This is a genomic window from Sinanaerobacter sp. ZZT-01 (genome assembly GCF_035621135.1).
In the GTDB taxonomy this organism is placed as follows: domain Bacteria; phylum Bacillota; class Clostridia; order Peptostreptococcales; family Anaerovoracaceae; genus IOR16.
Genome location: NZ_CP141728.1, coordinates 528518 through 549010 on the forward strand (window position 1 = coordinate 528518; position 20493 = coordinate 549010).

Below are 20493 nucleotides of genomic sequence, written 5' to 3' on the forward strand. Positions count from 1 at the left end.
ATCTTCTTAAAATTAAGTTACACAATTTTAACATGTTTGTGGTATTCTCAGCATGAGCAAAATAGGAAGCTATGTGCAATCCATGGCTTCCTATTTTGTTTTTCTTTCACCAGCAAAATTGGAGTCATAGAACCCCAAGGTCTTTTAAAAAACGCACACAATCTTTCGCTCCCTGCATATAAAGATACCCTTCCTGCATCCCTGAGATATCCAACGTTATTTCAAAATACTCCTGAAAAAGTTGCTGTTCCGGCTCACTAAGAGTAGAAATGCACTGTTCAATTCTTCCCCGCACTTCAATGCGCCGCAGTATCTTTTGGTCCAGTGCTTCATCCTCCTCACGCTGCCTGCTAAGCGCACGCTGACTCAGTTCCGCTATCACTATATCCATGATTTCCTCATATTCCATGTTCATCACCTCCCGTGTATTACACAAGACAATAAATGAATACCTTGCACAAGTCTAGATGGAATACCCAACAAAAACCGGCAGACTTTAGTCCCCAAATATGATCCAACGTTCACCGTCAAAGTCTTCGAACTTCTCCGTTGTGACATTCTGCTCAAAGTAGACAGCCAGAAGTCGCTTGATGTCCTCCTTGCCGGAACGCTTGGCAATGAAGCCCTGCTCCCGCAGGGTTTTCTCGATACGGCTTAAGTAGGGGAACACCTCACTGTCCTTTTCATTTTTTAGCCGGATAATGACGAGGAATTCCCTGGCCGTAGCCATCTGCACCTGAATACGGTCAAGATGAAGAATATCCTGCTCCAACAGCTTTCGCACAGCTGTATTGTCTTCTTGTTCCATACGGCTTCGCAAAAACCGCTTATTATCCTCGTAGCTTTCACGGCTGTTCAAGCACAGAAATTCAAGCTCCGCCATGCCTTTTAGAACTGTCATCAGTGCATATATCCGCGCTGAGATACTTTCCTCAGATAGAACAGAGATATTAGTGGGTTTAATCATAAAATACACAAGCCGGTCGCCGCGATAGGTTTCCAGGCTGTAATCTGTCACTTCTCTGGTTCCAATGAGTTGACGGGTAACCTTGCGCTGTTTTTCTGTTTTCTTTTCAGTTTTACTCATCTCGGCTGATACCCCCATTCGTATACCTGTTGCTTGGTCAAAAAGAATGCGCAGGCATATTGGATAAAGTCAAGGATACTGGTATCGTCAAACCGTATGGTCAAAAAAGCGTAGAGGGCTGTGATGACAATGGGCAGCAGAAATCCCAGCTGCACCAGCGCAAACACAGAGATTAAAAGCCCCACGCCAATGATGCCGATATCCCGGAGCTGCCAAAGCCACAGTGTAGCTTTCGATTTTAGGTTGTCGGGGTAGATGTACATTCTGATTCCTCCTGTTCCAATTTAAATTTGCGTAAAAAATAAGCGATTCCCCGGAGCACATGCACCACACAGGGAATCGCCACACTATTGCCAAGAGCTTTATATCTTGCGCTGTCTGAAGCGCCGGGGATATCCGTCCAGTAATCGGGATACCCCTGGAGTCTTTCGCATTCCAGAGGCGTCAGCCTGCGGATCAGCTTACCGATGCGGATGGGATGCACATTGTTGAGGGAATAGCCACCATTCGTTTTGGATTGCAGTGTTCCGCTTAAGTCGCCGTTTTCCACTCCATTGCGGCAATCCAGTCCGGCCACATCCGCTTCGCATATAAGGTCTGTTGCATCCTTATACTGTCTGGCACTTTGCGTGCTGACTACTTCATTTGGCGCATACTCATCGCTCCGCTGCTGTGAAAAAACGCAATGACGGTCTGTGGATGTCACGGTGTAGCTGATGTCCGGCTGAACGCCAAGTCCATTGCCCCCATTGTGATCCTGTCGATCAATGATATTTCCGGCAATACAGTAAGTTGAATCATGTACCAAAGCTTCACCGGACTCTCCGGCAAGAACAGCTGGCTGGGAAATCAGGGGAACATTGTTGCCACCGGTTCCATAACGGGCAGACATTGTCGGAGCTACTGGGTGAGGTCCGGTATAGCGCGAATCAATGCCATGGTTCTCAAACAGCTCCGGCTGGGAGTCCAGGATTAATGGTTGGTGCCCATGTTCCTGTGCTCGAAGCGTACCGGTCTGGTTTTCAGAGCAGTACATCTGCCCGCCGCCCTGGTCGTTCAGGCAAAGGATGGAGGGCACCATATTGGTTCCGCTCTCCGCTGCCTTCAGCGTCGGTGAAATTTCTTCACTGTAACCAATCCCTCCCGCAGCAGGACCGGCTCCCGCACAGAAGCCAGCTGTCAGAACACAGGGATAGCCCTGCCCGGCCTGCCCACCGCCCGATGTGAGGGATGTGTGCTGTTCCGGGGTCAGAAAGCATTCGCCATTTCCCTTGGTAACTACACCTGCCGAAAACATCAGCCCGCCCGGATTTCTTCCACCGCCGCCATCCGCACCGGCCAGTGTTGGTGCAATGCTGTCCTCTGTAAAGATCCGTTCCTGCTGGGTATCCCATGGGGTCAGGCAATTTGGCTGCTGAACGCCGGATTCTTCCCAAAACTGCGCCACAAAGGTCTGCTGTTTCATGCCGGGTTGAGCTTGAATTGCCCCGGATACATCATTTAGATTTCGTACCTCATCCCGCTGGTTACAGGCAAAGGCGATGGTTTCGCTTTCTGGTGCAGAATGAAATACAGCATGGGAGTGCGATGCCTGGAGAGTAAAAGCGGGATCATCATCGGCTCCTATCCCAAGACCTGTTCCTTCTCCCATACGCTCATGCCTAGTGGCTATCTGTGTATTAATTGGAATCGTTACAGGTTCACTTTTTTCTTCTGTTATATACCCATGTCCTCCACCTTCGCCGCCATACAGTGACGGCCACACACCATTGCCTTCATAAATGCGGCGGCTTTGCACATCCCATGGTGTCAGGCATTCTCCGGATCTTCCTCCAACGGCTCCGGAGCTTCTGCCTGGATCTCCAGCGCTCGTTTCAGAACAGGCGGCAGTTCCTTGCCGCGTTTCCTCGCCCTGCGCAGAATCCCCAAACAGGCGGTCTTGCTCAAATAATATTTGTGATGCGGTGTGGCCTCCAAAATCTGCGACAAGGTATATACGTTTTCTTCTCTGAGGGGTGCGGGGCCAGTATTGAGCATCGTATACTCGCCAAGCAACGGAGAATTGATCTCCCAGTATGGCCCCAGCAGATTTCCATACCCCTCCCGGAGGTCGAGGTATAGATACGGTACTGTCCGCAATTCTGCAGGTTTCTTCAAGTACCGCCCGGAAATCCTCTGATTCGGAGGAGCTAAAGGCTCCGGGGACATTTTCCCAGCACATATACCGAGGTCGAACAGCGTTAGCTGGCCTTCCGTTTGCTTTATCATAGGCTCTCATCTCCTTGATTACACGGACCTGCTCCATGAACAGACCGGAGCGCTCTCCCTGTAAGCCGGCACGCTTCCCCGCAACGCTCAGATCCTGACAGGGTGAGCCCCCGCAGACCACATCCACAGGCGTAAGCTGCGCACCGTCAAGTTTTGCAATGTCGCCTACATGGCACATTTCAGGGAAGCGCAGCTGGGTCACCTCAATAGGGAACGGTTCAATTTCACTGGCCCAGACAGGCGTAAAACCCTGTCCGACGCCTGCCAGCGGAAAACCGCCGATCCCGTCAAACAGGCTGCCGAGGGTCAGCGGTTCGGTCAATACTGCAGTTTCATGCCAGAGAAAGGCGCTTCCTCCAGCGTGATGTCCATTCCTTTTGCAAAGTAGGCTACATTGGGTGTGCGGGTATTTTCTATCAGCCGCCTGGCTTCAGAGGCTGCTTCCTCATAGGTATCAAAAGTCAGAGGTTCTCCGTCCTGTTTTACCCAGGCTTCCGCAGCCCCGCACACCGAGGCGGCACTCCTGCGCGCCCATATTCCGTATTTCTCCATGGTATGTCCTCCTTGTATATGTTCTGCGGATATCCGTCTGACCGGAATCCTCAACCGCTCAGCTTCCGCAATCTCACAGCCCATTCCAGTGCTGATCCGGGAACCGCACACCCATAATTCCTCGCAGGCCGCCAGTACCCGAAGCCCCATTTGAATACCGGCTTCCCGTTCTGCAGGTACAGCATCATTTAACAGTTGGGGGTATAACAGATGCACAGCCACCGGCGCACTGCACTGCGATATAGCATAGCGGCAGGCATCCTGCGCAAACCTTACATTTCTTTCAATTTCCCCTGCATAGGGGGAACAGATATATACCAGCTTCATTTTGCTGCCACCGCCTTTACAATTGTTCTTGTAATGTTCATAGCAGTCTGCCCGGCATAGACGGCGCTCATAAAATTGGCACGGGTAGAAGTATCCAGCCCGAAGGCTCCGGCGATTCGGGGGATTTCTCCCGCCGCCAGCATAAGCCCCAGCCCAAGCAAAGCCTGATCCTTCACGACCATCAGTCCAGCTATGAGGATAGTGGCTTGTAAAAAGGCGGTCAGACACAGCCCAATAATCTGCTTGCACCAGCTGGTGAAACCGTCCATGTAGCCGCGGGGGACGGAAAACATATATAAGCTTCCCACAGCGATTTGAATGAGCAGGATACCGCCGCGTTTGAGATTTGCAAAGAACACCTTAATTACGGCGTAGCCCATCAGAATCAGGATAAACAGCATCATAATCGGACTGGTGATCACTCCCAGCCCGCCAAAGACGTTCAAGCTACCCGCGCTTTCTAAATTCCCGGCTGCGGATAGCTCGTTGATGATATTACCTGCAAGGGTATCCAAGCCACTTCCGTAGCCAGTGATTCCCGCCGTCAGACTACTCTGCAGTGAAACGGACAGTTTGTAAAGTTCTACAGGAACGGTGGAGAATAACCCTACTGCCATAAATCCCTTGATGGCATTCAGCGCGGCATCACGGATGCTGCCCCGGCCGGACTGGTATTCGATGGCACACTCAAAAGCAGACACCACCAGCCCGGTTCCATACAGCGCCCAAGCCAGATAAACAAAAAACAGGACGATGGACTGAACCCAGCTCATTTCGAACAGGTCTGCTCCCATGCCGCCCATTGCGGAAAAGAAATTTCCTAGAAAGCCGATAATTTGACCGTAAATCCAATCAAGAATCTGACCCAGCACGGTATCAGCTACAAAATCCCATATGAACATGGGCATCACCTCCAATAAAAAAAAGCTCTCGCATAAAATACGAAAACCTTTTTTACTGATTTTTATTTAATTCCTTGAGGAAAACATATCTTTCCTCCAATCAAAAGAACAGGACAACTACCTTTTATAGTGGCTGTCCTGCCCTTATATCAGTTATAAAAATTTGAGCCTGTTTCGTCTGGCATTGCCTACAGCGAATGCCATCCACCGTTCATCAGCTTATCTCGCCCATAACCGGACCGCTCGTCTGCTCCTCAGACGGGATCAGTTCAACCTCCTGAGACGTAAGAATTGAATCCATACGGTTGATCAGCATGGACATATGCTCCTGCCAGCCGTTCCAGTCTTCTTCCTCAAACCAGCCACCCCATTTTCTATCGGAATTGGCAGCCAGCTCCGCTTCCTCCTTGATACATTCGAGTGCGTCAGCAAGATAATTCCGGAGCCATTGAACGGACTCCCCGGTAGCGGCAAAGGATTTGACCTTGTTGAATTTGTTTTGGTTTGCCGCCCATTCCCCGTCATAGTCCATATCGCCGATATCCTCATCCTGGAATTTTACAATCATTTCAGCCAATGCCATCGGTCCGGTGTGAGATGCTAAATCCGTGACTTCGGGTACACACCATTCCTTCTGTCTCATCTCTTCGATGATTTTTTCAAGCTCCAGTACTCCATTCTCCGGCAGTTTACTTCTGATGAAATCCACTGTATCCAATCCGGTGTCAGACTCGAAGGCCGTTATTCCCCAGCATCCCATAATTTAATTTCCTCCTTTTTATTTTATTTCCATAGGCTTACATACCAAGAATCTGCCAGTCAATACTTGCATAAAGACGGTGAACGGATTTTAATTTTCATAGAACCGACTTTCCTCCCTATTGTCTATATTTGATTGATTGAAACTTCCATTTTGCTATGGTAAACTTATTTTATATATTTACCGAGTAAAACTTTTTTGAAATGGCAGTGAGGAAAACATTGCCCCAAAGGGGTGTATTTATATTTGCTTGATTTAGATTCGGCGGATAAACATAATGAAAACTTTACTTTGAAAATAAGGGGGAACGATTTGATTATTAAAAACGACAAGCAATTTAATATGTTCCCCTCCCATGTGGGGCTGAGAAAATATATTCAATACTACAACATAGTATTTCCGTCGAATGATACGTTTACAGCACACTATACGCTTATGCCTAACGCTTGCGGAACATTGTCGCTTGCCTTTGATGGAACCGCTGTAATTGCTGAACTATGGGGAGCCTCCCTAACCCCTGTTTTGTTAGGAATGGAACCAAATAGTTATCATGTCCTGATGCTTATCCAGCTTTCACCCTATGGTTTGTATCAAATCACACGCCAAAGCCAAGCGGAGTTTGCAGACAAACGCCTTTCTCTTGAGGACATTGACAACGAGCTATTTCATTTGCTGTATCAAGCCTTTGTAATGTCTAAAACCGCAACAGATTTGGCAAATATTTGTGAGAAGGTTTTATACAGGCGTATGGAAAAGCACATTATTTCCGACGCTTTGTTATTAGCTACTACAGTGATTTCTGATAGTTATGGACAAGTACAAGTGAAAGAGGTCGCGCGACAATCCGGTTATAGCGAGCGACAGTTAAACCGCTTGTTTCTTACACAAATCGGAATGAATATTAAAAGCTATGCGCGTATAACCCGCTTTAACTACGTGTTAAAACATATTCAAACATCGCCTTGCTTCTTTGCGGCATTGTCGCAACAAGCCGGATACTTCGACCAAGCCCATTTTGATAAAGATTTCAAGGCTATCAGTGGTGTTACCCCTCAAAAGTATCTGAAAACAATGTCGGATTTTTACTATGACGGAACAGAGATATACGATACAATTTTCTCAAAGGAGGAATGAAAAATGAAATATCAAGGTTGTCTTTTAGCGGTTAAGGATATCCTCGCTTCTAAGCATTTTTATGAAAATGTGCTTCATCAAAACGCTGTAATGGATATTGGCGTACATGTAACCTTTGAGGGATTTTCTCTGCAACAAGGTTATGCTGAACTCGTTGGATTAGCAGTCGATAGTGTGAAAGAACAATCACACAACTTTCAAGTTTATTTTGAAGTAGAAGATTTAGACAAAGTGTATGCCGAAATGAAAAGCATATCCAACTTGCAATGGGTGCATGAAATAAAGGAATACCCGTGGGGGCAGCGCGACGTTCGGGTATATGACCCCGATAAGCATATCGTAGAGATTGCAGAGGATATGAATACGGTTATCAAACGCTTTTTTAGTCAGGGCATGTCGGCTGAGGAAGTGGCCAAGCACACTATGTTTCCCCTTAAAGTCGTGAAGCAATATGCGTTGTGCTTTGGTATGTGATACACGGCGGCTTTGGTGAAGCAAAGCCGCTATATTATTCCAAACAAGATCGGAGGAGAGGGAGAATGAGTAAATATGAGCCGCTCTGGAAGGCGATAGGTCAACGCACGGAAAACAGCTTCACGCTGACCTATGCCGAGATTGAACAGATTCTGGGCTTTCCCATTGACCATGCCTTTTTAAACTTCAAGAAGGAACTGCCCTCCTACGGCTATGAGGTGGGTAAGATCTTCATGAAGGCACAGACGGTGACGTTTAAACGCTGCGTTTGACAAGCGGCTGCATTTCTTCTATCATCGGCTTCACTCATCCAAGAGGAGGAACACTATGAACTGGGAACCATGGACAGGCTGTTATAAAATAAGTGATGGCTGTACAAATTGCTATTTTTATGGGCCGTATGCAAAACGCTACGGTCAAAGCACCATACAAAAAACAGATAAATTTGATTGGCCCACAAGGAAAAATGCAAAGGGCGAATACAATATCAAAGGAAACAAAATTCTTGCAACCTGCTTTGCGACTGACTTTTTCCTACCCGAAGCGGATGAGTGGCGTAAAGAAGTTTGGGCAATCATCAAGGAAAGAACAGATATTGATTTTTTAATTTTGACAAAGCGAATTGACCGCTTCCCCCAATCGCTTCCGTCTGATTGGGGGTCGGGCTATGACAATGTGAATATTGGCTGTACTGTCGAAAATCAAGAATTAGCCGATTACAGACTCCCACTCTTTTTATCCTATCCGATAAAGCGGCGTTTTATTGCTTGCTCCCCACTTTTAGAAGCGATTGATTTAACACCCTATCTTCATGGAGTAGACCATGTTACTGTTGGCGGCGAAACAGGACGAGAAGCCCGTATGTGCGATTATGATTGGGTACTTAATATCCGTGAACAATGCGTAAAAGCAGATGTAACCTTTTGGTTCAAGAATACAGGCTCACTTTTCAAACGTGACGGTGTAGTGGAAAAAATAAATCCATTTAAGCAAAACAGTGTGGCGAAAGAGCTCGATATTGATATTTCAGATGGGAAAAGATTGTTCTGATCAAATCAATGGAGCAAAGCATTATTGCCTATTTTACTTCATGAATATTCTGAACGAACCAAATGAGAAACCCCTCTGTTGGTGACTAAGTTCACCTACACAATCAAATCTGACTTGCCACGAAATTGAGCCGTTGCACCTTACTTAGATGCAACGGCTCTTGCTGTATCTACATCCCTAAAATCGTCCAGATGTACAGAGGACAGGTTAGTGCAAACACGAGGCAGGCGAACAGAATCGCGGGCGCGGATAGTGATAGGTAATCCCTTGAAGTAATCGCAGGATTTTCCCCCACTCCACACCGTACGTGAGAGTTTCCCCTCATACGGCGTTCCATCGTTAAGGTTTTTAAAGTAATTTACACAATTTACAAGTAGCTTTAACCGTTACTTGGATATTTCATTTAGACAAAGAATAGCTCGCAATTTATTGACCTTTTCCCGTTGCTTTTCGTCCAGTTGCAGAGTTGAAAGGTATTTCCCGATAGTATTCTCCTGCGTGGCGTGAACGAGAATGTGAACATCAACGTCAATCAAGATTAGATTTCTATAGCTGTCATCTCCGCCAAGATATGTCGCCGTTTTATGATGGCAATGTATCCTGGTGATTTCTAAGGATCTGCCTGTGACAGCACATTTTCCTTGCTGAGAACAGTACAGAGACAGCCTGTTGTCGTTGTATTCCACGCTCCTGTCACGGACAGGATTCCGCATAAGATAATGGAGAATAGCCACATTGACAGTTGCCAACTTTTTGTGTATTTCAGCACGTCCTTCGACAGTATAGCTGTTAATGCTACGCTTTTTGTCAATGGGATTTTTGTGCCGCACATAGGCGATTGGCAGTATCGGCGTTTCTCCAACAAACCTCATTTCTCTGCTTTTACTATATTTAATGTAAATCGGACTGGTAATAGGTTTTGCGATTTTCTTCTTCATCTGTTGTTCGAGCTTGCCTTTTGCAGACGATTTGACCAAGAAAGCAATTTCACTAAAATCACGGCTGACGTGTGTTGCATATTGATAGTAATTATGCCAGCCCATGACCAATGCATTGTATCTTAAAATGGTATTTCCTTTTGCGTCTACTTTCTTCAACTCATTTACAGCAGAAACAGCCCTTTGCTTGATTTTCTCTTTTGCCTTATCAGAAATATGGGATTTCACAACATATTTGGTTTTACCGTTTGACTTCTTGCCTTTCTTGACCGCCTTCATTTTGAACCCTAAGAATTCGGAATACTGCCGTTTTAGATTGACTATCTTGGATTTTTCGGGGCTGATTTCAAGCCCCAATCTATCGTGTAGCCAGCCTTTTACAGCCATGAACATCTTTTGGGCGTCACTGCGGTATCGACAAAAGATTTTAAAATCATCGGCGTACCTTACGATGTAACATTCCTTTAACCCAGTATTTCTAAGCTCCGCATAGACATTGCTTTTATCCAGAGTGCCGTTTTTCATCACCCTGCATTTATACGCTACCCGTGTAGGCAGAGTTTCCCATTGGCTTGCCACCCACCAATCCAATTCATTCAGGACGATGTTTGACAGCAGGGGAGAAATAATCCCTCCCTGCGGCGTTCCCTTTTCGGGGAAGCCAATGCCCGCCACCTCTGCTTTTAACATTGCAGAAATAATAGACAATAGCTTTTTATCCCGAATACCAATCGACCACATCTGTTTCAGCAGTTTTCCGTGACTGACATTATCGAAAAATCCTTTGATGTCGATGTCTACCACGAAATGAAGATTTTGCCCCTGAATAAATTTGTAAGATTGGGAGATCGCATGTTCCGCACTCCTGTTTGGGCGAAAACCGTTGCTTCGCTTGAAGAATTTTGCTTCACAAATGGGTTCAAGGACTTGCAGAATACCTTGCTGTATCAGCCTGTCCATAATAGTCGGAATGCCAAGCGGTCTGGTTTTTCCGTTGCCTTTTGGGATTTCCACACGGCGTACTGGTTGAGGAATGTAATTGCTTAGTCTTTTCTGAATATAGGCTATAAGCTGTTCGTTTTCCCATTGCTGTAAATGGGTAATGGTCTTTTTATCTACTCCTGCGGTTTTGCTTCCGCTGTTTTTCTTGATATTCCGAAAAGCAAGTAGTATATTTTCAGGACTACAAATCAGTTCAGTCAGATTTTTAAACTGACAGCCTTTTTCGCTATCCGCGTACAGCTTGTCTAAAACATCTTGAAAATCGTAATATTCCGCATTGCGCAGGGCAGACCGTTTTGTCGGTTTTGCTCTTGTCAAAGTCAGCATTATCCTCACTTTCAGGGGATTTTGCTTTTCTTAGTCTTACTCGAACCTTTGAGATTGTGTGTTTACTTATTTTATTTCTTAACGACTCGAGCCCGTCCCTCCACGGCTTATTATCACCGCTTCATCGGTACCACGGCTCTACTTTCAGTTGGATTAATGTAGGTTATACGGTTTTAGATACCGCTTTCCCTGCAAACGCCTCATAGCGTTGTAATCCGCTCCACGTTCCAACCTTTCCACGTTCCGATATTCCTATCATTTCATATCGCCCTTAGGTGTCCCTCTAAGCCTGTATGCTGGATGCCGCCTGTAACGGCATAAGGTATTTCATAAATGGTGTTTTACTTTACCTCACATACCCGCCAGTGTTGGCGTATGCACATTTCTATGCACTATTCGTTTAGACTTTTTATATCGGGTGTTCGTCTGTGAACCACTTTTCACATACTCACCATAGGCAATTTATTGACCTCCGGCATATAGGCAACACCATTCACCTCTGAACAGCTTTCGTACAGACAAAATATCTTATCTGCTTACGGTTGCTCTCTGCCGACTTCACCGAGCTTCGTACAGTACAGCTATTACACGCCATTTTGCACGTCGGAGTATCAAGGCAGGCATTTCAGGGCGTTACCCCCTCATTCCACCTGTCGGAATATCAGTTCTCCTAAACTGAACATTTACACGTTCATTATTTAGTGCCTAACCTTTTCAGTTAGGAACGTGTCGCACCCCACTCAAATTGCCCGTGCTTACGGTAATCAAAGTACGCCATCGCAAGTTTAGCAAAGAAAAAGACCGCCAGAATCAGGTCAATTGCAGGAAAAACGACCTTGTTCACCACGGTCTTGATTTGCCCGGAGGCATCGTTCCATGTTCCTTCAATCGCTCCCGCCACATCGCCGGAACCTGCCGCATACGCTGTCGTACCGAACAGTCCGATAATCAGCAGCATGACACAGAGCATAGACAGGATTCGTTTCATTTTCATAGGGTTACCACCTTTCATTATTGGTTTTGGGGCAGAAAAAAAGGCTGTGAAGTTCTTCACTCCACAGCCATGTTGTTTTTCTGCTGTTGTTTGCTACATAGAAAGCCGGGGCTGCTGATTTTGCTCCAACATAGGAGAAACCTCTATCACCTCCGGATTTGCCTGAAATTTAAAGTCACTACGGAAACCGACCTTTAACCTGCTGAATTCCTTTGCCGCCGCCAGCAGCTCGGGAGGACTGCCGTGGGGTATCTCCTGATTCCAGCGGACCCATTCACCATTCTGGTATCGGGGTGTGAGTCTAAGAATCACATATTCCTCCGGCACAAAGGCTGGATACCGTTGGAGTATACCGTTTACATCATAATACGGATTACCTTCCTGCATGACCGTTCTTTCCATCAATGACAGAGTATCCTCAAGAGAAGTGCAGAACCAGCATTCCCGGTCACCAAACCGGCGTATTCTGCCGTCCTGCAAAATGCTGTCCAGCCGTTCCTTTTTGGTGTAATGATATAGGCTGCCCTCCGGTTTTTCAATGCGTTCATATGCCATATTGTACCTCTCAATCCGGTTTGACAGGCGCAATGTGCCAGTCATCCCAAACGCTTCCCTGGATGTTTACTGAGTCGGTCAGATTCATAGAAAGCATTCCCGAAGGCGTCCAGCAATCTATCAGCCATGTGTAGGGAGTGTAGCTTCCGTTTGGCATCCATACGGGAGTGAAGTGGGTTCTGCGTTTGTAGGTAGAATACTTGTTGGCAGCAAATTCAAACTTGGAGCTATAGCCGGATTGGGTACGCTCTAAAAGCCGCCAGTACGTCTGATATTGAAATTCTGGAAAATAGGTAACGGCATTCTGCGCATCGGTCACCGCAGAAGATTGATTGGTACTGACATTAGCAGTGGTGCTTTGATTGATGCCGTAACCACTTCCCATGGTTTTTCCCGAGGCAGTCGGTATCTTTGCATCTGGCGTGATGCGCATGGTTGCAGAAAGACTGGCATGATAAGCGTCCCAATCGAACTCCCACCATCCTTCGTCTTCCCACCATCCATCCTCATCTTCATCACCGCTGTGCCAAACCCAATATTCATGCCACCACGGGCGCCAGACACCCCAAGAGGCCGAGGTCTTCTGTTCCTTGCTCGTCACGGACGGTTTGGTATAGCCGTCGTTCCGGTCATCTGCCACAGGATTAGGCGGATCATTCCCGGATAGGTCAACGATTTTAGCTGTAATGGTACCCTTGCTGGCGGAGCCACTACCCGATACCGACACATCAATGGTCATTGTCTGTGGTGTGGAGGGTGTCCTCCAGCGTACCCATACCAGTTGGCTATCTCCATCTGGGTAGTACACGCCACTGACGGTATAAGTTCTGCCACCTATGTTGAATCGGACTGTTACCGGATGGTCAGGATCGGACTGTCCACCGCGAACAGTGACTGCGGTGATGACATCGGTATTAACGCGGTACTCATAATCCCATGCAGTCACTTCGGGTGGTTTGTTAGGTTTTTCCTTAAACCTGACAACACCAATTCCCAGGGATGAAATGATATCAACATTAGAAGCCGCTGATGTTCTTGAGCCTGACCATGCGGGATAACCGAGATCCGATACCTCTAAAAACATTGCTAAGGGCAGGTTTTTGTGGCTAAGCGAAACCATCTTGCTTCGCAGTCCACCACCTAGCTTCTGATCGTAAAGCGCTGCTTCGGTGGCTGTCATTGCCATTTTTACACCCTGAAATGTAATATAGGCAATAGGTTCCAGTAGAAGCTTGTATTCGCCGTTAATTAATACATCATAGTTCATACCGGTAACTTGAGCGATATATCGGATAACAAGTTCATCTGTAAAATAACTTTTAATTTGTACAATGCTTGCCTGCCCACTGCCTGAACTTATTATTCGAGGCATGGAAAGAGCTGGTTTTAAGCAAGTGTACGTTGATGTGGTTGGCGAAACCCCATGCCCGTTGGTATATGCAATTTTCGAGACTTTTCCAAAATGCACAGAGACCGATGGGGTTTTGTTTGAGAAATCTATAGGGGTTGTTACAGTAGCTCTATCGCTTTCACGAACAACGGTAATTCTAACACCCTCATTGCCAGAATTCCAATAGTTTTCGCTGGTACCGCTGCCCATGCCGCCACCTCCATGATCAATGTTTCCATCTCCTTCGGCATGGGCGGTGTTCGGCAAAAACGCAGAAACTAGCAGCACCAGTATAAGCAAAATACTGAGATGTCGTTTCATATGATACCTCCCTGAAACAGTAAAAAGCACCGAATAATCGGTGCTTTTTATGCTATATTCTTTTTTGTGGGCTAATCCATCTGCCCCACTTTATTTCCTGTCAGCTCATCGCCCTCATTACCCACAGTCTCCTGTTTAACACCGCCACCTTCATCTTCAATCCATCCAAAGCCCGGCACATATATTTTCCCATCTTTCTTTTCTCCGCCTGCCGGTTCCTGCGGCGTTGTCTTTACCGTGCCCTCCGTCTTATTCTCAGGAGGCTTGCTTGGATTAGCGGCAGATTGTTCTTCTTTGGAAGCTTCCGGCTTTGGTTTAGGTGCTTCTGTAGGAGCAGGTGGCTTCGTAGGCTCTGCCTGGATGCTCTGCTCGGTACCAGTGGATTTTCCGGTATCCGCACCCTCCGTCACAGCTGGTGTTTCTGTCGGATCAATTGATGGTACGCTGATCTTCGGCGTTTCCGAAGGCAGCGTGGAAGGGTCAGGAATATCTGCGCTAGGGGTGACCTCACTGGACACCGCCTGCGTTGGCAGTATCTCCGGTTCGTTGGGAACCTCTGTTTTAAACTGTGAGGCAATTGCTATTACAAGGGCGATGCCCACAACACCGAGTCCTGCAACTGTAAGTCTGCGTTTTGTTTTTTCTGTCAGTTTCATGTAGGATGACCTCCTTTTCGTGAATGGTTGATGGTATGTTTTTCAATGACACACCATACTACATAAGTTTTCGGAAGTCTATGGATAATCCGAAAACAGCTAAAATAAAGGCATATATTTCGCCTGCGTTTTGAGGTTAATCACCATCGGTGGGAGCAGTTTGCCCCCAAACCGTACCGGAACCTCCAATCGAATCACTGCATCAGCCAGAAATCCACGGCTGTTGTTTGGGCTGCCCGGTGCCAGCGGCATATTTTCTAAGTTTACAGATAGTCGTGAGAGTTTGAATTCCAAGCCATCTCCGGCATATTTCACATGATATCCGCCTTCGTAGCGCAGCCCCAACAGCTCGTCCAGATACCCATAGATGTCGCCGTAGTCAAGGCTTTCCTCAAATTCGTCTGCAGATGGTGTATACGCTCCGGCATAACCTTCCCGGACACCGTGATATACATCGTCATAGCTGTCATTCACGGTAAAAATGACAGCGGATTGAACCGCGTCCCGGACGCCCTGGGCAATAATCGCAAGTCGGATATACTCGGCGGCTCCGCACAGCACCATCAGCAGCACCAAGGCTACTGCAATAATTAAGGGAAACGAGGTTCCTTTGTTATCTTTTAGAATAGCATATTTTTTTCCATTTGTCACTTCCAATACACCTCGCTTTTCCCGCTGGCCTGTGCTTTGAGCGTAACCGGAAAGCTCCCGAATCCGCCGAATAATCCAAGGTCTGTCTGCACGGTCACTGTCACAGTAACATCCTGATTTAGCTGGATTTTTCCGCTTTTCGACCATGAGATATTGGGATTAAGCCCGGTCTTTTCGGTCAATACCTGCGCTCGTAAGTTTGTTTCACTTCCCACACATCCGGCGATTTCCGCTTCCCGGCACAGCTCGGCGGCATAGGTGTCCAGCTTATTCTTTGTAACGAATACAGGCAGGACGCTGACTGCCACCGCGATGACCAGCATCACGCACAACACCAGCACGGCTACGTCAATATAACCTTCACCGCGCCTGTTTTTCAGAATTTTCTTCAGCACAGGGTCACCCCCTCCATGGGAGTCTGCTCCTGCTCTATATCCATTTCATGAATGTAATCACTGAGCAGATGCCATGCACCATCACTGAAACGGGCATTTACAACCTCCTGTTCCAGCAGCTCTTCTGCAGGAATTTCCACTGCATACTCTGGGCTTCCCGGATGCCCCTTCGTGCTCTGCCCATCCTGCAGAAGTTGTGCCTTTTCCGGTGTCAGATACACATATCCGCCTGGCGTCATCATATCATAGGCAACGCCTTGGTGCTTTTCAATGAACTCCCGAACAGTTACAGGGCGATCCCGGTTTGTGGACGGTTCTGCGACTTTTGACAACGCATAGAGTTTTTCTGTATCCTGGCTGTCCATTACCACCCATAGCGCATGGGAGAAATCTTCATCATGCACCATCCCCATGCCGTTCTCTTCAATCCATCTGTCACGCATGATTTCCAGCGGATTTTCATAACGCAGCAGCCATGCGGCCTGCTGCTCATCCACACAGCTCATGAGGTGTTTTTTTGTCATCTGAACCGCATAGATTTCCTCTGCTTTTTCAATCAGTTCCTCCGGTGCAAGTGCTGCCCATTCTGCGGTAAATGCATTGTAATTCTCCTGCAGGCGGTCAAACAGCAGGGATTGATATTTGTCTTCCAAAGTTACACCTCCAATCTAAAACATTGTTCCAAGAGAATTTATAATCTCCAAGGCGATGATGGCGAGATAGGTAAAAAGAAAGCACATTAGCATAATAAAGGAGAATATCCGAATCTTCGGCGGGATCTTCTGTGCCTGCCCCTTGAGTCTCTGAAGCTCCAGCGCTTTAAAATCATGCGCCAGCATCTGAAAATACACAGCGCTGTCATCGCCGCGCAGTACGCCAATGAGACCTCTGACCACATCAGAAAGCATGGGCGAATTAAGTCTTGACTCAAACCGGGTCATCGCCGCTTCATAGCTGGAGGAGCGCATGTCGGCTGTTAGCACATCCAGTTCATGGGCAAAGGCAGGTCCGGCATTCTTCTTGTAGGTTTCAATCATCCCCAGCACATCCCGGCTGGCCTTTAGGGTCTGCTCAATGGTTGCCACAAATCGGGGGAGCTCACCTTCTACCTGTTCTCGTTTTTCCCGAAGCTGCTCGTCAGCACGTTTCGTTTCCTGAAAATAGGTCAGCACTGCCAGAATCAACAGTACCGGAGCCAGCAGCGGAAGCAGGAATAGGCACGGCAGCGCACCAAATGCTATGGCTCCGGATTTGGTAATGGCATAGGCCGTATACACCTCCGGTGTCATGGAAATGCCGGAAGCCTTCAGGATATTTGCCATCCGGCTTCGCTTGTACTCATCCATCCGGATGTATTTCGAGAGCTTTACCGCACCTGTCATTAACCACGCTTCCACTGTTTTAGCAGCTTTCTTATTTTCCTTGCCGGCACCCAGCATGGCCTTTCCGGCTCCCATGGCGGGAAGCTTTAGTACATCTGCCAATATCAGAAATAACCCCGCGGCAATAAGGATTCCGGTAAAAAATAACTGTGTCATCATCCCGGTCACCTCCTGTACTCAATAGGCTTGGTCAGCCGTATCACAAATGCCGCAGAAATAAAGATAGCGGCAGCGCAAATTGCCAGAATAATCTGTCCCACCATGGAGTGCATCAGCGTATGATACCAGTCCCTGTTCAGCATATACATAATGGGGATATTGCCCACCACCAGCATCGCCATGATGATGAATTCCTTGCGTGGCTCAGATACCAGATACTCCAGCTCCGCATTGACAATCCGCATATCGCTGAGCTTTGATACAATGGGCGTCAGGGTGGTTTTTAGGCTTCTGTCATAGCGGCAGGAGCTGATGGCATCCACCCATTCGTGGAACACATCGTTCTGAATCTTTGGCTTCATGGCATGGAGTGCAGCTTCCACATCCGGGTCAATGAGCTGGGTTTGTGCCAGAAATTCTGTAAACACGTTTTTTACCGGCGGATTTAAGTACTGTACGCTTTCCTCCACGGCGGTGAGGATGTCCTCATTTCTTAAGTAAGATGTGGTGATAATGGAAAGCGCGGTTTCCAGCTCAGCCGCCACTGCTTTTTTGTAATGAGTTGCTGTCAGTCGGATGTACCAAAAGGGCAGGAACATCAGCCCCGCCGCCAGCACCGGCACCAGAAACACATTGTTTAGCAGAATAGCAAAGGCCGCCCCTGCCGCGAAAAGTAACAGCGACACCGCGCACACCATCGAAAAGCGGCTTGCACGACCAGTAAGCTTTAAGATCTCCTGCACTTCAATGATCTCCCTGCGCAGAAAACGGGCCTTTTTCCGATTCGTGCTTTCGTTGATCTGCGCGCGGATGCTTTGATCCTTTCGGGTCAGAAACCCGAACAGACCATCTGTAAATTCCAGAGGAGAAAGGCCGAGGATGAGAAAAGCACCTGCAATCAAACCGATGCAGGCAGTTAAAAGGATTCCTGTCATGCGGCACCTCCCATCGCAAGAATGCGCTTCAAGGTACTTTGCGGCATGCCGTTCTCCAGCAGCCTTCTCTGCAGGCTCCCTGAGATGCCCTGTACGATCTCATGGTGTCCAGCAATAATGAATTTTCCGTTATCCATACGGTTTTCGGTGATGTGGTACTGGAACAGCGGACGGAAGTTTCTTGTGCCGTCCGGCAGGATCTCGCACTCCATGATTTCCATGACGCGGCGAGCCTTATTCTCAAGCTGCTTGCAGAACACCACAAGGGGATAGGCTTCTGTCACATAGGCCATGAGGGTTTCATCAGACATATCCACCGCGCGCTTGCACAGGGATACCATTCTGCGCCATGTGGCCTCACAGCTGTTAGAGTGAATTGTGGTCAATACCGTGATACCGGTTCGGGCTGCTTCCTGGGCTGCGTTTGCCTCGGCGCTTCGCATTTCTCCCACCACTACATAATCCGGGTTAAAGCGCAGAGACATATCCAGAAGACTGGTCTGCGTAATCCGCTGCCGTTCATTTTCACTGTCGCGGGTCAGGGTGTGGATGACGCTGTTTACGACTTGCCCATCCCTGCGCCTTACCAATGCAAGCTCGCGGGAGCCGTTTTCAATGGTAAAGATGCGCTTTCCATCCGGGATAGTGGTCAGAAGCCATCCTGCCAGCGTGGTCTTGCCGGAGCTGGTGGCTCCTGCCACGCAGGTGGACACGCCGTATCGCAGGCATTCCGATAAAAAGTCCAGCATCGGCTCGGTGGCTGTGCCGCCTCCGGTAAAGTCATCCTTTTGCATGGACTGCGGGTTTACAATACGGATAGAGGCGGCTACGCCAACATCTTCATCCACCACTGGAGACTTTAGAACCGCAATACGGATATTCTTGCTTAAATGCCCAAGTGCAGTAGGGCTGGCATTATCTAACACCATGCCGGAGACATGCAGCATGCGGCGCACCACATTGATTGCGTGTTCGGGACTTTCAAAGTGTTCCGTAAGCTTCTTGGTGATGCCGTTGCTATATTGGACCTCCACATCGTCCCAGGCGTTTACGTCAATTTCCTCAATGCCCTCCCCAAAGATGTACTTGGTCAGAAAAGAAAACTCGGCCATTTCGGTATAAAGTGCGTCAGTGAGCTGTGCCTCGGTCATTCCCGCTACTGCTACCCGGTTATCCTGGAGGTACTTGGCAATATACCGTTTGATTTGCTCTTTTCGCTCACCGTTGCTGCCATCCGTAATGAGTCCCGCATAATGGGAGGAAATATGGGCCTGAACCTCCCGGAGGACGGAACCAAATTCACGGGTATTTGAGGATGAAAAAAACAGACTCTGAGAGCCTGCCGCAGTTCGTGTCTTATCTATTTTCATAACCGGAGCAGACACCGTCTTCCGGTCTACATTTCCAGGCTTCTTTCGGCTCATACGCCAAACACCTCCTTTGCTATTTTTTCAATCTCCTTGCGAAACCCCCGGCTATCCTTGAGGCTCAGCTCCCCAAATAGATTTCCGCACAGAGCCAGATTTTCCAGCTCATCGGAATGCGGGAGCTGAAACACCACATTGCCCAGCACCTGTTCAATATGCTCTCCTGCCTGATTGGAGCGTACATTGGATGCCACCTTATACTGCTTATCCGCATCCCATTTCTGATCCTTCAGCAGGGGCAATTGGCTGGATAGGTAGCTGATGGATTTTAAGTCGCAGTTTACCAGGCGAAGAACGGAGTCGGCCTCCAGCAGGGAAACCGCTGACAGAATGTCGTGAGCAATATAGCTGCCACAGTCGATGATGATGTAAGGCGCGATGTCTCGCAGGTGGTCGATCAGTTCTGCCGCCAGCTCCTGGCTGTAGGGCGGATAGGTAAACACATTTTCTCCCTTGAGCATACCGATCATGGTCAGGTTGCCGATTTTCTTATGGGTCACGCAGTTCTGTTCAATGAGCAGATTGCTTACATGGGTGGCGGCAAGGATACTGCCAAGAGAGCGTTCGCATTCCAAGTCACCGGGCGGGCAGATGCAGGGAAGCATGGGGGCGGTCATATCACACAACAAAAGCGCCACATTCTTTTTTTGTTCGGCAAGGTATTTGGCAAGACGCACACTGACGGTGGTCTTTCCGCTGCCGGGGCTGCCCCATACTGCCAGCACCTGCACATCCTGTTCCGGTTCCTCCGGCAGGGCTTCCTTTTTCTCTCGGGAGAACAGGCTTCCCTTCATAAAGTTCAGCATG

Annotated in this window: 22 protein-coding genes and 2 pseudogenes; 4 read left to right on the plus strand and 20 right to left on the minus strand. The window is 47.9% G+C overall.

What is annotated here, in order from left to right:
* Nucleotides 1–124 precede the first annotated feature (124 nt).
* From U5921_RS02550 to U5921_RS02580, 7 genes are all read right to left on the minus strand, one after another.
* Nucleotides 125–409, minus strand: a complete 285-nt coding sequence (locus tag U5921_RS02550) for a hypothetical protein (protein WP_283675513.1) — start codon at nt 407–409, stop codon at nt 125–127.
* Nucleotides 410–496: 87 nt separating this feature from the next.
* Nucleotides 497–1087, minus strand: coding sequence for a hypothetical protein (locus U5921_RS02555; RefSeq protein ID WP_283675514.1), 591 nt, complete (start codon nt 1085–1087; stop codon nt 497–499).
* Entirely contained in the window at nt 1084–1350 is a 267-nt protein-coding gene (locus tag U5921_RS02560) for a hypothetical protein (RefSeq protein WP_283675516.1), read from the minus strand. The genes U5921_RS02555 and U5921_RS02560 overlap by 4 nt, the downstream gene beginning before the upstream one ends.
* Nucleotides 1326–3677 (minus strand): DNA cytosine methyltransferase, encoded by a 2352-nt coding sequence (locus U5921_RS02565; protein ID WP_283675518.1) that lies wholly within the window; start codon nt 3675–3677, stop codon nt 1326–1328. The genes U5921_RS02560 and U5921_RS02565 overlap by 25 nt, the downstream gene beginning before the upstream one ends.
* Nucleotides 3674–4234, minus strand: coding sequence for a DUF4406 domain-containing protein (locus tag U5921_RS02570; protein WP_283675519.1), 561 nt, complete (start codon nt 4232–4234; stop codon nt 3674–3676). Before U5921_RS02570 ends, U5921_RS02565 begins: the two co-directional genes overlap by 4 nt.
* The gene (locus tag U5921_RS02575; RefSeq protein WP_324824944.1) at nt 4231–5136 is read right to left on the minus strand and encodes a conjugal transfer protein TrbL family protein; all 906 of its coding nucleotides are present in this window, start codon (nt 5134–5136) and stop codon (nt 4231–4233) included. The genes U5921_RS02570 and U5921_RS02575 overlap by 4 nt, the downstream gene beginning before the upstream one ends.
* Nucleotides 5137–5350: 214 nt before the next feature.
* Nucleotides 5351–5845 (minus strand): hypothetical protein, encoded by a 495-nt coding sequence (locus U5921_RS02580; protein ID WP_417765031.1) that lies wholly within the window; start codon nt 5843–5845, stop codon nt 5351–5353.
* 297 nt (nt 5846–6142) lie between these two features.
* Here U5921_RS02580 and U5921_RS02585 point away from each other — a divergent pair, with 297 nt between their 5' ends.
* From U5921_RS02585 to U5921_RS02600, 4 genes are all read left to right on the plus strand, one after another.
* The gene (locus U5921_RS02585) at nt 6143–7030 is read left to right on the plus strand and encodes a helix-turn-helix domain-containing protein (protein ID WP_283675523.1); all 888 of its coding nucleotides are present in this window, start codon (nt 6143–6145) and stop codon (nt 7028–7030) included.
* A 3-nt stretch (nt 7031–7033) separates the two neighbouring features.
* The gene (locus tag U5921_RS02590) at nt 7034–7504 is read left to right on the plus strand and encodes a VOC family protein (RefSeq protein WP_283675524.1); all 471 of its coding nucleotides are present in this window, start codon (nt 7034–7036) and stop codon (nt 7502–7504) included.
* 65 nt (nt 7505–7569) lie between these two features.
* Nucleotides 7570–7776 (plus strand): hypothetical protein, encoded by a 207-nt coding sequence (locus U5921_RS02595; protein WP_154527348.1) that lies wholly within the window; start codon nt 7570–7572, stop codon nt 7774–7776.
* 55 nt (nt 7777–7831) lie between these two features.
* Nucleotides 7832–8554 carry a DUF5131 family protein gene (locus U5921_RS02600; protein WP_283675525.1) on the plus strand — a complete coding sequence of 241 codons (723 nt, stop codon included), beginning with the start codon at nt 7832–7834 and terminating at the stop codon, nt 8552–8554.
* Between the two features lie 169 nt (nt 8555–8723).
* Here the strand turns inward: U5921_RS02600 and U5921_RS02605 are convergent.
* The 13 genes and pseudogenes from U5921_RS02605 to U5921_RS02665 all read right to left on the minus strand — a co-directional run.
* Nucleotides 8724–8804 (minus strand): annotated as a pseudogene (locus U5921_RS02605) (DUF3852 family protein); the annotation flags it as partial.
* Between the two features lie 136 nt (nt 8805–8940).
* Entirely contained in the window at nt 8941–10812 is a 1872-nt protein-coding gene (gene ltrA, locus U5921_RS02610; RefSeq protein WP_417765032.1) for a group II intron reverse transcriptase/maturase, read from the minus strand.
* Between the two features lie 739 nt (nt 10813–11551).
* Nucleotides 11552–11815: pseudogene (locus U5921_RS02615) on the minus strand (DUF3852 domain-containing protein); the annotation flags it as partial.
* A gap of 93 nt (nt 11816–11908) precedes the next feature.
* On the minus strand, nt 11909–12415 hold the full coding sequence (locus U5921_RS02620) for a hypothetical protein (protein ID WP_417765033.1): 507 nt from the start codon (nt 12413–12415) through the stop codon (nt 11909–11911).
* Nucleotides 12381–14081: a hypothetical protein gene (locus U5921_RS02625; protein ID WP_283673317.1), complete on the minus strand. Its 1701-nt coding sequence runs from the start codon at nt 14079–14081 to the stop codon at nt 12381–12383. Before U5921_RS02625 ends, U5921_RS02620 begins: the two co-directional genes overlap by 35 nt.
* Before the next feature lie 71 nt (nt 14082–14152).
* The gene (locus tag U5921_RS02630) at nt 14153–14737 is read right to left on the minus strand and encodes a DUF6550 family protein (protein WP_283673318.1); all 585 of its coding nucleotides are present in this window, start codon (nt 14735–14737) and stop codon (nt 14153–14155) included.
* A gap of 99 nt (nt 14738–14836) precedes the next feature.
* A complete protein-coding gene (locus U5921_RS02635) occupies nt 14837–15388 on the minus strand; it encodes a hypothetical protein (protein ID WP_283673701.1) in 552 nt (183 codons plus the stop codon).
* A complete protein-coding gene (locus U5921_RS02640; protein ID WP_283673702.1) occupies nt 15385–15780 on the minus strand; it encodes a DUF4320 family protein in 396 nt (131 codons plus the stop codon). Before U5921_RS02640 ends, U5921_RS02635 begins: the two co-directional genes overlap by 4 nt.
* Nucleotides 15777–16436 (minus strand): hypothetical protein, encoded by a 660-nt coding sequence (locus U5921_RS02645; RefSeq protein WP_283673319.1) that lies wholly within the window; start codon nt 16434–16436, stop codon nt 15777–15779. Before U5921_RS02645 ends, U5921_RS02640 begins: the two co-directional genes overlap by 4 nt.
* A gap of 15 nt (nt 16437–16451) precedes the next feature.
* Nucleotides 16452–17321 carry a secretion protein F gene (locus U5921_RS02650; RefSeq protein ID WP_283673703.1) on the minus strand — a complete coding sequence of 290 codons (870 nt, stop codon included), beginning with the start codon at nt 17319–17321 and terminating at the stop codon, nt 16452–16454.
* A gap of 8 nt (nt 17322–17329) precedes the next feature.
* The gene (locus U5921_RS02655) at nt 17330–18259 is read right to left on the minus strand and encodes a type II secretion system F family protein (RefSeq protein ID WP_283673320.1); all 930 of its coding nucleotides are present in this window, start codon (nt 18257–18259) and stop codon (nt 17330–17332) included.
* A complete protein-coding gene (locus tag U5921_RS02660; protein WP_417765034.1) occupies nt 18256–19683 on the minus strand; it encodes an ATPase, T2SS/T4P/T4SS family in 1428 nt (475 codons plus the stop codon). The genes U5921_RS02655 and U5921_RS02660 overlap by 4 nt, the downstream gene beginning before the upstream one ends.
* A complete protein-coding gene (locus tag U5921_RS02665; protein ID WP_283673322.1) occupies nt 19680–20492 on the minus strand; it encodes a MinD/ParA family ATP-binding protein in 813 nt (270 codons plus the stop codon). The genes U5921_RS02660 and U5921_RS02665 overlap by 4 nt, the downstream gene beginning before the upstream one ends.
* Between the last annotated feature and the right edge of the window lies 1 nt (nt 20493).